7 protein-coding genes and 2 pseudogenes are annotated in these 12,482 nt (G+C 58.8%); 7 read left to right on the plus strand and 2 right to left on the minus strand.

Going from position 1 to position 12,482, the window contains the following annotated elements:
* Positions 1 to 137 precede the first annotated feature (137 nt).
* The 6 genes and pseudogenes from JCM12178_RS19135 to JCM12178_RS01415 all read left to right on the plus strand — a co-directional run bounded on the left by JCM12178_RS19135 (position 138) and on the right by JCM12178_RS01415 (position 7,661).
* A complete protein-coding gene (locus JCM12178_RS19135; RefSeq protein ID WP_245628550.1) occupies positions 138 to 506 on the plus strand; it encodes a molybdopterin dinucleotide binding domain-containing protein in 369 nt (122 codons plus the stop codon).
* Positions 507 to 517: 11 nt separating this feature from the next.
* Positions 518 to 1,323 (plus strand): annotated as a pseudogene (qrcC, locus tag JCM12178_RS01395) (menaquinone reductase iron-sulfur cluster-binding subunit QrcC).
* A 14-nt stretch (positions 1,324 to 1,337) separates the two neighbouring features.
* Positions 1,338 to 2,581, plus strand: a pseudogene (qrcD, locus tag JCM12178_RS01400) (menaquinone reductase integral membrane subunit QrcD).
* A gap of 226 nt (positions 2,582 to 2,807) precedes the next feature.
* On the plus strand, positions 2,808 to 3,488 hold the full coding sequence (locus JCM12178_RS01405; protein WP_054648191.1) for a CerR family C-terminal domain-containing protein: 681 nt from the start codon (positions 2,808 to 2,810) through the stop codon (positions 3,486 to 3,488).
* Positions 3,488 to 4,573: an efflux RND transporter periplasmic adaptor subunit gene (locus JCM12178_RS01410; protein ID WP_054648192.1), complete on the plus strand. Its 1,086-nt coding sequence runs from the start codon at positions 3,488 to 3,490 to the stop codon at positions 4,571 to 4,573. The genes JCM12178_RS01405 and JCM12178_RS01410 overlap by 1 nt, the downstream gene beginning before the upstream one ends.
* A 1-nt stretch (position 4,574) precedes the next feature.
* Entirely contained in the window at positions 4,575 to 7,661 is a 3,087-nt protein-coding gene (locus JCM12178_RS01415; protein ID WP_054648193.1) for an efflux RND transporter permease subunit, read from the plus strand.
* Positions 7,662 to 7,740: 79 nt separating this feature from the next.
* Here JCM12178_RS01415 and JCM12178_RS01420 read toward each other — a convergent pair whose 3' ends face one another.
* Both JCM12178_RS01420 and JCM12178_RS01425 read right to left on the minus strand, forming a co-directional pair.
* Entirely contained in the window at positions 7,741 to 8,709 is a 969-nt protein-coding gene (locus JCM12178_RS01420; protein WP_054648194.1) for a YbgA family protein, read from the minus strand.
* 37 nt (positions 8,710 to 8,746) lie between these two features.
* Positions 8,747 to 9,016, minus strand: a complete 270-nt coding sequence (locus tag JCM12178_RS01425; RefSeq protein ID WP_054648195.1) for a FeoA family protein — start codon at positions 9,014 to 9,016, stop codon at positions 8,747 to 8,749.
* A 216-nt stretch (positions 9,017 to 9,232) separates the two neighbouring features.
* Here JCM12178_RS01425 and carB point away from each other — a divergent pair, with 216 nt between their 5' ends.
* On the plus strand, positions 9,233 to 12,466 hold the full coding sequence (carB, locus tag JCM12178_RS01430) for a carbamoyl-phosphate synthase large subunit (RefSeq protein WP_054648196.1): 3,234 nt from the start codon (positions 9,233 to 9,235) through the stop codon (positions 12,464 to 12,466).
* The last annotated feature ends 16 nt before the right edge of the window (positions 12,467 to 12,482 follow it).

Here is a 12,482-nt window from a genome sequence, read left to right on the forward strand (position 1 = left end):
GATGAGTACGAAGGCATTCCGGCTCACGAAATGGACGGTAATGCTGAACAGGCAGGTCTGGTCATGGCAGCCGACGCGCTTGCCAAGCTGCCGCTCCGGTTCGCGGCACCGGTGCCGTCGCTCTTGCCCCGTACACCATGCTCACCGTCGGCACGGACCGTCAGGCCACCACGCCTAACGCTCCCTGCGTCATCAGCAACAACCAGCTCATCGGCGACATGATGGTCGTCATGATGAACTCCGCCACCGCCCGCAAGCTCGGCGTGGGGCAGGGCTCCAAGGTGAAGCTGGCCGGTGGCGGCGGCGAAGCCAAGGCTCTGGTCCATATCTACGAAGGCGTTGTGCCCGGTGCGGTTTCCGCTCCGCTCGGCATGGGCCACACCGTTGGTGACGAGTTCTCGAAAGGCAAGGGTGATAACGTCTACAAGATCCTCACGGTGACTTCTGAGGCCGCCACCGGCGCGTCCGTCTGGAACGGTTCCACCGTGAACGTCACCAAAATGTAGGGGGAACCGTCATGCAGACAAAAGAATTCAGAATCAAATGGGGCATGGTCATCGACATCGACAAGTGCACGGGCTGCGGCGCGTGCATGGTCGGCTGTCAGGTGGAAAACAACATCGCCCCGATGACCAAGAAAGACCCGTATAACTACCTTCAGGCAATCACCAAGGACAGGGACGACGCTTCCAACAAGCTGCGCACCATGACCTGGATGAATGTCTACGAACTGACCAACGGGGAAAAGTTCCCCAACCACGAAGTGGCCTACCTGCCGCGTCCGTGCATGCAGTGCGGCAACCCGGCATGTGTTCCCGTCTGTCCGGTCATCGCCACCGACAAGAACGAGGAAGGCGGCATCGTCAGCCAGATTTACCCGCGCTGCATCGGCTGCAGGTACTGCATGGCTGCGTGCCCGTACCACGCTCGTTACTTCAACTGGTGGGACCCGCTTTGGCCCGAAGGCATGGACAAGGTGCTCAGCCCCGAAGCGTCCGTGCGTCCCCGTGGTGTCGTCGAGAAGTGCAACTTCTGCCACACCCGCTTCATGACCGCCAAGGAAGAGGCCCGTATCAACGGGGAAGATCCCGAAAACCTGGCCGAGGACGCCTACATCCCGGCATGTGCGAGATCTGTCCGTCCGGTGCCATCACCTTCGGCGATCTGAACAATCCGGAACACAAAGTTCACCAACTGTCCAAGGATCCCAACGCATTCCGTCTGCTTGAAAAGCTCGGCCTCGATCCGCAGGTCTACTACATGAGCAAGCGCGAATGGGTCCGTAAGCAGGGTGACAACTATGCCGCCAAGGCCAAGCACTAGGAGGGAGGTCACCAATGGATAGCAAACTCTTCCCTGAAGGCGTTCAGCGCTGCTCCTTTGGCAAGTTTGCCGTGTGGATGCTCTTCATCACGGCGTTCTTCCTCTGGGGCCTGTATGCTGCAGTGCTGGTGCTCTACAACGGCATCGGTACCACCGGTCTCGACAACTACTTCGGGTTCGGCCTCTGGATCACCTTTGACCTCGCGGTCATCGCCCTCGGCGCAGGTGCATTCTTCACGGGCTTCCTGAAGTACATCCTGAAGATCAAGCAGCTTGAAAAGATCATCAACCTCACGGTCATCGTGGGCTTCATCTGCTACTCCGGCGCCATGCTGGTCCTCACGCTGGACATCGGCCAGCCCGGCCGCGCATGGTTCGGTTACTGGCACCCGAACGTCCACTCCATGCTGACCGAAGTTATCTTCTGCATCACCTGTTACTGCACCGTCCTGATCATCGAGTACATCCCGCTGATCCTCGAGCAGAAGCAGCTGAACAAGATTCCGTTCATTCACGCACTGGCTCACAACTTCCACGTGAACATGGCCCTCTTCGCGGGTATCGGCACCTTCCTGTCCACGTTCCACCAGGGTTCCCTCGGTGGCATGTACGGCGTGCTGATCGGTCGTCCCTACGCCTTCCGCGATGGCTTCTTCATCTGGCCCTGGACGTTCTTCCTGTTCGTCATTTCCGCGGTTGCATCCGGTCCGGTATTCACCGTTCTCGTCTGCACCCTCATGGAAAAACTGACTGGCAAGAAGCTCGTCGAGTACAAGGTCAAAGCCCTGATGGGCAAAATCGCCGGCACCATGCTTTGTGTTTACATGGTCTTCAAGATTCTGGACACCTACGCCTGGGCCACCGGCTATCTGCCTCCGTCGGCCTGACCTTCGACCAGATGTTCTACGGTGTTGCATACGGCAAGTGGATGCTCTTCACCGAGATCATCCTGTGCGGTGTGGTCCCGGCCATCATGCTGATCGTTCCCTCGATCCGCAATCGTCCGGCCCTGCTGTACACCGCAGCGATTCTGGACTGCATCGGCGTGACCATCAACCGTTACGTCTTCACCGTCCAGACCATCGCCTTCCCGGCCATGCCGTTCGACAAGTGGGTCGTCTACTACCCGAACTGGGTGGAGTGGGCCTCCTCGATCATGATCGTGGCTTACGGCTTCATCGTCCTGAGCCTGTCGTACCGCTACCTGCCGGTCTTCCCGCAGGAAGTGAAGCTCAATTACGGCAAGGCTGACGCCTAGTCCGTAAAAGCATACGGTATCCAAGGCCCGGAGCTTCTGCTCCGGGCCTTTTTCTATGCTTTCTGCGAAAGTACTCTGGTGCCAGTCGCAGCCTGCTTTGTGACCACTTCGTGAAATGTGAAAATTATATTGAACGAACGTTTGACTTGGATGTTTGGCTGGGGTATTGGTTGCTCCTTCAACAAAGCGGGCCGCTAAAGCGACCGAGTTGATACAGGAGCTTAGAATGGAACGGGAACGAATACGAAGCAGAAGAGAACAGGGTGAAGAAACCCGCAAGGTGCTTCTTGAAGTCGGGGCGCGGCTTTTTGGGACAACGGGGTTCCATGGCGTCAGCATGCGTCAGCTTGTCAGCGAGGCAGGCGTCAACCTCAGTACAGTCAATTACCACTTCGGCAGCAAAGCCGGGCTCTACCGCGCCATAATCGAGACAATTATTGCGGTCCAGCCGGAGATATTTCCTGCTGAGGAGTATGTCCTCACGCGACTGAAGGATGCCGACAATGACCCCGTCAAGCAGGCCGAATGCGTTAAATGGTATGTGGGCCGTATGGTACGCGGCCTCATCGGTAACCCGGACCACGTCTGGCCCGCGTTCATCATTTCCCGCGAGCTGGCCCAGCCTTCCGAGGAGTTTGCTTTTCTTCTCGACGAGTTTTTCAACCCTTCGTTCCACTCTCTCCGGGCGCTGGTATCCGGTGTGCTTCCTGAAGGCACTGAACCCGAGGAGGTTGTCATCACCGTGCATGGCATCATCGGCATGCTGGTCAAATTTCTGGAAGGGCGCGACCTCATCACGCAAAGGCTCGGCTGGGACGGCTACGGCCCTGCCGAAGTTGAAAAGCTGGCGTCAGTGTTAAGTAAAAGAGCGGCGGGCTATCTCGGCCTGCCCATGGAGAGTGTATAATGAAACGTATCGCATGTTGCCTGTTCCTTTTTGCCATCCTCGTCGGTTGCAACGGCAAGCCTGCAGCGGTCGAGGAGCCTGTCCGTCCGGTCAAGACGGCTGTGGTTCAGTCCGGTGGAGTGGGCAAGCTTTGGTCGTTTGCCGGGACGGCAGAGGATGCGCTTGAAACAGATCTTTCTTTTCGCGTGGGCGGCAAGATTGTTGATTTCCCCGGCAACCAGATCGGGAAGAAGTTCAGCAAGGGTGAGGTGATCGCCCGGCTTGACCCTTCCGATTACGAGCTTGAACTGCGGCAGGCCAAGGCCAATATGGAGCAGATTCGCGCGTCTTACATCCGCGCGGAGGCGGATGTGAAGCGAATCCGCCAGCTTTATGACCGCAAGGTGATTTCGAAAAGCGAACTCGATCAGGCCGAGGCGGATTTCCAGTCCAATAAGGCCCAGCTCAGCGCTTCGGCAAAAAAACTGGACATCGCCCGCAAGCAACTGACCTACACGGTCCTTGAGGCTCCGTTCAACGGTTGGATCGGTAGCGTCATGGCTGACATTCATCAGAACGTTTCATCCGGTCAGGCCGTTGTTTCCTTCAATGCCGGGCGTCAGATGAAAATGTACGTCTCGGTTCCGGACATTCTCATCACGCACGTTAACGAGGGCGACGAGGTCGAAGTCAGCTTTGACGCTATCCCCGGTAAGATCATGAAGGGCAGGGTGATGGAGGTCGGCGTACAGTCCACCAAGGGGTCCACTTACCCGGTCAAGGTCTATCTCGACAACTCCGAAAAGCTCGTGCGCAGCGGTATGTCCGGTACTGTGAGTTTCAAGGGCAAGAACACGGAGCAGGCCAACGTGTATGTTCCCGCTGCAGCGGTTGTCGGAGAGGTTGATGGAACCCGTAGCGTTTGGGTGGTTAACCCGAAGGATGACACCGTTTCCAAGCAAAGGGTCGCCATCGGCGAGCTTACAGACCGTGGAATTGAAGTGCTTGAGGGGCTGAAGGAAGGGGATGTCGTTGTTACCCGCGGTGTTCATTCCCTTCACGAAGGGTTGAAGGTTCGTTATCAGCGCAGCGGCGAGGAGGCATAGCGTGAATCTCGCCAAGTGGTGCATCGAAAACAACCGGACCTCCATAGCCCTGTTTCTGTTGATTGCGCTGGGTGGGGTCCTGACGTTTTTCAACATCGCAAAGGATGAAGACCCGGACTTTACCATCCGGCAGGCGCTTGTCATGACGCAGTTCCCCGGTGCCTCTCCCCAGCGGGTGGAGGAGCTCGTCACCGACAAGTTGGAAGAAGAAATCCGGGAAATAAGCGATGTGAAGGTTGTCAGGTCACAATCAATGACCGGCCTGTCCATTATCGAAGTGGAACTGTTTGATCGCGTCAAAGAGGTAGAGCCGGTCTGGCAGCAGCTTCGCAATAAAGTTGACGATGCCGGGCCGAATCTGCCCGCCGAGGCTGCAACGCCCATGGTCAATGACGAGTTCGGCGATGTGTTCGGCATAGTCATCGCGCTGACCGGGGACGGCTTTTCCTACCGCGAACTCAAGGATACGGCCGATGACCTTCGCGACCAACTGCTCAAGGTCGAGGACGTGGGCAAGGTCGAGCTGTGGGGCACGCAGGCAGAGCGTATTTTCGTGGAATTCTCCAACTCCCGCATGGCTGCGGCAGGAGTGAGTCCGTTCGCTCTGGCGCAGATCATCGACCACCAGAACACCATTCAGCCAAGCGGCTCCGCCAAGGTGGGGCCTGAGCGCATCGTTATTGAGCCCACCGGCGAATTCAAGGATGTGGGCGACATCTATTCTCTGTCCATGCGTGCTGCTGGCGACAAGGGGTCAACACGTCTGGCCGACGTGGCGACCATAAAGAGGGACTACGTGGATCCGCCCACGACCATGACCCGTTACAATGGCGAGCGGTGCGTTTTCCTCGCTGTATCCATGGCCGACGGCGGAAAAATAACCGATCTCGGCGGTCGCATCACCAAGCGGCTCGAAGCGTTGCAGTCCACGCTCTACCACGGTCTCGAAACAGAGATCCTCGTGTTTCAGCCCGAATACGTGGATGTCGCCATCACTGACTTCATGATAAACCTTCTGGAATCATTCGTGTTCGTTGTCGTCGTGATCCTGTTGTTCGCGGGGCTGCGTACCGGGCTCATCGCCGGGTCGCTGGTGCCCATGGCCATGCTCGGTTGCATCGGCCTGATGCCGTACTTTGATGTCGCCCTGCAACGCATCTCCATTGCTTCATTGATTATTTCACTCGGGATTCTGGTAGACAACGGTGTGGTGGTCTCGGAGGCGATTCTTGTGCGGCTGGCGTCGGGAGAGGAACGGCTTAAAGCGGTGATAGAGGCTGTGAGAGAGCTGTGGATGCCGCTTCTGGCCGCATCGCTGACCACGGTATTCGCGTTCCTGCCCATTCCGCTGGCGGAGAACGCCACCGGCGAATTCTGCTTCTCCCTGTTCGTGGTCGTTTCCCTCACGCTTCTATGCTCATGGGGGTTGTCCATGAGTATGGTGCCAATGATGTGTTACTACTTTCTCAAACCCAAAGTGACGATCCAGACCTATACCAGTCGCCTGTATGTGGCCTATCGGAAATTCCTGCTGGCCTGCCTGCGGCACCGTCCGGCGTTTCTGGTGGCCGTGCTTCTGTGTTGTGCGGTGGCAATATGGGGCTTCAAGTTCGTGCCCAAGATGTTCTTTCCGCCCAACGAGCGCGCCCAGTTCACCATCGACTTCTGGCAGCCATATGGAACTGACATCACGGCCACGGCCGATCGTGCCGGGCGTCTGGAAGACATTCTCCTTGCTGACGAGGGCGTGGACAGCGTTGGAACCTTTGTGGGCCACGGTGGACCCCGCTGGTACCTGCCGCTTAACCTTGAGCAGAAAAACGACAACCTCGCTACGTTCATCGTGAACACCGTCAGCGTCGAGGCCGTGGACAAGGTCATTGACCGCACCCGGACGGCCCTGATGAATGAGTTTCCCGACGCGGACTTCAGCCTCAAGAAGCTCATGAACGGCCCGCCTGTGGGGGCGCCGCTGCAGATTCGTCTTTCCGGTCCGGATATCCGCACGCTTTACAGACTGCGTGACCGCATCGCCGCCATTGTGGAGTCCAAGGCGGGTGTGACCCGCGTATGGGACGACTGGGGCCAGTGGACCAAGAAGATGAAGGTCAAGGTCGATCAGGAAAAGGCGCGCGAAGCGGGCCTGTCCAGCTTTGACGTGGCCGTGAGTTTGCAGACCAGCATGAGCGGACTGCGTGCCTCCGAATACCGCGACGGGGATACGGTCATTCCCATCCTGCTTCGTAACAACGAGGTCAGCGGCCAGTTGGAGCGTCTGGATGGTCTGAACGTCTATTCCTATGACACGGGCAAGAGCGTGCCGCTCAGCCAGATCGCCACCACCAAGCTGGACTGGCAGCCTTCGGACATCCGGCGCAGGGACCAGACGCGGACCATGACCATCAAGGCCGATGTGGCGGAAGGATTCTTTGCGCTCTCCATTCTTGGCGAGGTCAGGCCCGAGGTCGAGAAACTCATGAGCGGTTCCGACTGGCCTCTCGGGTATACCGTCGAGTACGGTGGCGAGTTCGAGAAGAGCGTGGAGTCGCAGGAGGCCATCAACGCCAACATGCCGCTCGCCATGGGGTTGCTGGTGCTGGTCTTGATCTTCCAGTTCAACTCCGTGCGCCGTCCGCTCATCATCCTGCTGACCCTGCCGCCCATGATGTGCGGCATTACCGCCGGGATGCTTGCCACCAACGCACCGTTCGGCTTCATGCCCATGCTCGGCATGATCTCGCTCCTCGGCATCATCGTGAATAACGCGATCATGCTCATAGACAGGATCGAGATACAGCGGAGCAGGGGGATTCCGACCAGAGACAGCATCGTGCTGGCGGCCATGGAGCGCGCGCGGCCCATCATAATGACTGCCACAACGACCATCATCGGCATGGTGCCGCTCTCGTTGCAGGGCGGGGAGATGTGGCGGCCCATGGCCAACTGCATCATGTCCGGGCTGGCCGTCGCCACCATCCTTACGCTGGTGCTCTGCCCCGTGCTCTATTCCCTGTTCTTCAGGCAGAAGTACAAGGAGTTCGTCTGGGACCCGGATGTGGTCCGGCAGGGCAGCGACATATCTGCCTGAGGATAGTTAGAGAACCTGAAAGAAAAAGCCTCCGCATCGTAGAACGGTGCGGAGGCTTTGCTGTTGTGGCTGTCTGTATTCAAACCTGATTGCGCAACTTGAGCTCCAGCGGATGCGGATGCATGTAGACCTGTTGCTGCAGGTATTCGTTATCATACTTGCGGACATAGTGGTTCAGGAGTGTTACCGGCACTATGAGCGGAACGAGGCCGTTCCTGTAAGCGTCAATGATCTCGACACATTCCTGTTTTTCATCCGGTGTGAGCTGGCGTTTGAAGTAGCCCATGACGTGCTGCAGCACGTTGGAGTGCTTCTTGGGCGTGGCCTTGAGCTGCATTGCGCTGAAAAGCTCTTCGCCGTACTGGGCGATGGCGTCTTCCAGAGGCTGCTCTTTGGCGTGGGCCACGAGCTTGCCGAGGCGGCGGTAGGCTTCCACATTGTGCGACATGAGCAAGAGCTTGTGCCGGGTGTGAAAGTCCACGAGCGCGCCCACGGTCTGCGGCCCGGAGAGCAGCTCCAGCCAGCGGTTGAAGGTGAACAGGCGCGAAATGAAATTCTCGCGGATGACCGCGTCGTGCAGGCGGCCGTCATCCTCGACGGGTAACATGGGAAAGCGCTGCATGAAGCGGGCGGCAAAGAACCCCACACCGTTGTAGCGCGGCTGGCCGCCTTCGGGCGGATAGACCTTGACCTGCCGCATGCCGCTGGAAGGGGATTTGGCCTTGAAGATGAACGCGCAGATTGGTTCTTCGGTCAGTGCGTCCAGTTTTTTTGCGCTCCACGAATCCATTCGCTCGGACCAGTCTTCTCCGGATTCGCGGCCCACGAGTCTCGGGTTGTCGAGGTCGCCCACCAGTCGGACAGGTTCGCGTGGAATGCCCATGCCTGTTCCCACTTCCGGGCAGACCGGCAGGAAATCCACAAAATTGGCCAGAGTGTCGCAGATGTAGCGGTCACGCTGATGCCCGCCGTTGTAACGTACGTTTTCGCCCAGCAGGCAGGCGCTGATGCCGACAAGCGGGCGTGGAGTCGAGTTATTGGTATTCATATCCGCATTGTACTGTAAATGCGGAAAAAGGGAAGGGTTATCCGCTTGCGCTGACGCACTTGCAGATGGGGCAGCCGCGTTCTCCGTCGAGCGCGAGAATCTTTTCGCACTCGCCGTGGCCCATCACGACTTCGCAGCCGCGCACGCGGATACGCTTGGGTCCGCCGCCGTCGGAGAGAATCTCCACGGGGCATCCCGGCGTCAGGCCGAGCGCAAGCATCCTCGAACGGGCCTTGCACCCGCCGCAGATTTCGGAAACGGTGACCGTTGAACCGGCCGGATAATCAGTCAGTGGCTTTGGTGTCATGCTGTTTTGTCCCTCTTGGTGAGACTGAAAATAATTATCAGCCTCCATCTTGTCAACGGCAAATGTGGGGCGATTTTGAAAAGACTTTGTCGGGCTTCCGCAGAGGAGGGGACGATTGACCGTTGCGTTTCAAGGCATAAGACGATATGAAACGCGCACCCGCCCGACGGGGTGCGGTCCCGCCAGTGACAAACCTTCAACCACTTTGGTGAGTCCATGCCCAAACGTACCGACCTGAAGAAGATCATGCTTATAGGCTCCGGACCGATCGTTATCGGTCAGGCCTGCGAATTCGACTATTCCGGAACCCAGGCCCTCAAGGCCCTCAAGGAAGAGGGGTACGAGGTCGTTCTGGTGAACTCCAACCCGGCGTCCATCATGACGGACCCCGAGCTAGCCGACCGAACATACATTGAGCCTATCGAGCCTGAAACCGTTGCACGAATCATCCGAAAGGAAAGGCCGGACGCATTGCTGCCCACCCTTGGTGGACAGACCGGACTGAACACCGCTCTCGGTGTCGCCGAGATGGGCGTTCTTGAGGAATGTGGCGTCGAGCTGATCGGTGCCGACCTCGAAGCGATCCAGAAGGCCGAGAGCCGTGAACTTTTCCGCAAGGCCATGGAGAACATCGGCCTGCACGTGCCCCAGAGCGGCATTGCCCGAACCGTCGAGCAAGTCCGCGAGATCGGGCAACGCCTCAGCTTCCCCATAATCATCCGTCCCGCTTTCACCCTTGGTGGAACCGGCGGCGGCGTAGCCTACAACATGGAAGAACTGGTGGACATCGCCTCGCAGGGCATTGCCGCCAGCATGCAGAGCGAGGTCATGCTCGAGGAGTCTATCCTCGGCTGGAAAGAATACGAGCTGGAGGTCATGCGCGACCGCAACGACAACTGCGTGATCATCTGCTCCATCGAAAACCTCGACCCCATGGGCGTGCATACCGGCGACTCCGTTACCGTGGCACCCGCCCAGACGCTCACTGACGACGAATACCAGAAGATGCGCGACGCCTCGCTGGCGATCATGCGCGAGATCGGCGTCGAGACCGGCGGCTCCAACGTGCAGTTCGCGGTCAACCCGGAAAACGGCGACCTCATCGTCATCGAGATGAACCCGCGCGTGTCCCGTTCCTCCGCGCTGGCGTCCAAGGCCACCGGCTTCCCCATCGCCAAGATCGCCGCAAAGCTCGCCGTGGGCTATACGCTGGACGAGATTCCCAACGACATCACCCGCGAGACCATGGCCAGCTTCGAGCCGGCCATCGACTACTGCGTGATCAAGATACCCCGTTTCACCTTCGAGAAGTTCCCCGGTGCCGAGGACTACCTGACCACGGCCATGAAGTCCGTGGGTGAAACCATGGCCATTGGCCGCACGTTCAAGGAAGCGCTTCAGAAAGGCCTGCGTTCGCTGGAGACCGGTCACGTCGGACTTGGCAAACGCTTCGAGCACTGCGACATTGACCGCGAGGAACTGCTCGGCCTGTTGCGCAAGCCCAACTCCCAGCGGATTTTTGCGGTTCGCAACGCGCTTCGCTGCGGCATGACGCTGGAGGAAGTGCAGGAAGCCACTTGGATCGACCCCTGGTTCCTCGGCCAGTTCGTGGACCTTCTCGACATGGAAAAGCGCCTTGTCGAGTTCGGCCTCAAGGAAGGGCTTGAGACGGACAACCCGGAACTGCCGGAACTTCTGCGCAAGGCCAAGGAATACGGCTACTCCGATGTGCAGCTCGCCGCCATGTGGAAACGCTCCGAGGATTCCATCCGCAGCCTGCGCAACAAACTGGGCATTCGGCCCACGTACTATCTCGTTGATACCTGCGCGGCAGAATTCGAGGCCTATACTCCTTACTATTATTCCACCTATGAGACAGGAGACGAAATCCGGCCCGCCGAAGGCAAGAAAATCGTCATTCTCGGCGGCGGCCCCAACCGTATCGGGCAGGGCATCGAATTCGACTACTGCTGCTGCCACTCCTCGTTCATGCTTAGGGAGCTTGGCATCAAATCCATCATGGTCAACTCCAACCCGGAGACGGTGTCCACCGACTACGACACCTCCGACCGCCTGTACTTCGAGCCGCTGACTTTCGAGGATGTGATGAACATCATCGACTTCGAGCAGCCTGACGGCGTTATCGTGCAGTTCGGCGGCCAGACCCCGCTGAACCTCGCCATCCGTCTCATGAACGCCGGGGTGCCCCTTATAGGCACCTCCCCGGACGCCATCGACCGCGCCGAAGACCGGGAACGCTTCAAGCAGCTCCTCAACAAGCTGCATCTCAAACAGCCGCCGAACGGTACGGCCATGAGTATGGTCGAGGCGCGCGAGATCGCCGAAAAGCTCGACTTCCCGCTGGTTCTTCGCCCGTCCTACGTTCTTGGCGGACGCGGCATGGACATCGTCTATGGCATGGAAGACTTCGAGCGCTACTTCCGCGAGTCCGCGCTGGTTTCTCCCGAGCACCCGACCCTCATCGACAAGTTCCTTGAATACGCTGTCGAAGTCGACGTGGACGCGCTCTGCGACGGCGAGGAGGTGTACATCGGCGGCGTGATGGAGCACATCGAGGAGGCGGGCATCCACTCCGGCGACTCCGCTTCGGTCCTGCCCCCGTACAGCCTCTCGCCCGAGCTGGTGCGTGAGATTGAACGCCAGACCCGGGCCATGGCCCTTGAACTCGGCGTGGTCGGCCTGATGAACGTGCAGTACGCCATCAAGGATGACGAGGTGTACGTCATCGAAGTCAACCCGAGGGCTTCGCGCACGGTTCCCTTCGTGTCCAAGGCCACGGCCGTTCCCATGGCCAAGCTCGCCACCCGCGTGATGATGGGCGAAAAGCTCAAGGACCTGAAGCCGCGCGAGATGCGCAAGAAGGGACACATTTCCATCAAGGAGTCCGTGTTCCCGTTCAACCGCTTCCCCAACGTGGACGTGCTGCTGGGACCCGAGATGCGTTCCACCGGCGAGGTCATGGGCATCGACGAGAGCTTCGGGCTGGCCTACATGAAGTCGCAGCTTGCGGCGGGCCAGAAGTTGCCCACGGGCGGCAGCGTGTTCGTCTCGGTCAACGACTGGGACAAGAACAAGGTCGTCCTGACCATCAAGGACTTCGCGGCCATGGGCTTCACCATCGTGGCCACCGGCGGAACCGCCGATTTCCTTGAAGAGAAGGGCATCGAGGTCAAGCGGGTCTACAAGGTCCATGAGGACCAGCGCCCGCACGTGCTCGACCTCATCAAGAACGGCGAAATCGATCTGGTCATCAACACGCCTTCCGGCAAGAAGACGGTGGGCGACTCCAAAATGATCCGACAGGCGACGCTGCTCTACAACATACCCTACACCACGACGGTGTCCGGCGCGCGGGCGGTGGCTCAGGCCATCTACGAGCTCCGCGAAACCGGCCTCGTGGTCAAAAGCATTCAGGAATACTACGGCTAACCGGCCGGGAGACGTT

This window comes from Salidesulfovibrio brasiliensis JCM 12178 (assembly GCF_001311825.1).
Classification (GTDB): Bacteria; Desulfobacterota; Desulfovibrionia; order Desulfovibrionales; family Desulfovibrionaceae; genus Pseudodesulfovibrio; species Pseudodesulfovibrio brasiliensis.

Bases quoted from the DNA above. Each gene is read 5' to 3' on its own strand.
- JCM12178_RS01405 (WP_054648191.1), top strand. From the start codon at position 2,808: ATGGAACGGGAACGAATACGAAGCAGAAGAGAACAGGGTGAAGAAACC.
- JCM12178_RS01410 (WP_054648192.1), top strand. From the start codon at position 3,488: ATGAAACGTATCGCATGTTGCCTGTTCCTTTTTGCCATCCTCGTCGGT.
- JCM12178_RS19135 (WP_245628550.1), top strand. From the start codon at position 138: ATGCTCACCGTCGGCACGGACCGTCAGGCCACCACGCCTAACGCTCCC.
- JCM12178_RS01425 (WP_054648195.1), bottom strand. From the start codon at position 9,016: ATGACACCAAAGCCACTGACTGATTATCCGGCCGGTTCAACGGTCACC.
- carB (WP_054648196.1), top strand. From the start codon at position 9,233: ATGCCCAAACGTACCGACCTGAAGAAGATCATGCTTATAGGCTCCGGA.
- JCM12178_RS01420 (WP_054648194.1), bottom strand. From the start codon at position 8,709: ATGAATACCAATAACTCGACTCCACGCCCGCTTGTCGGCATCAGCGCC.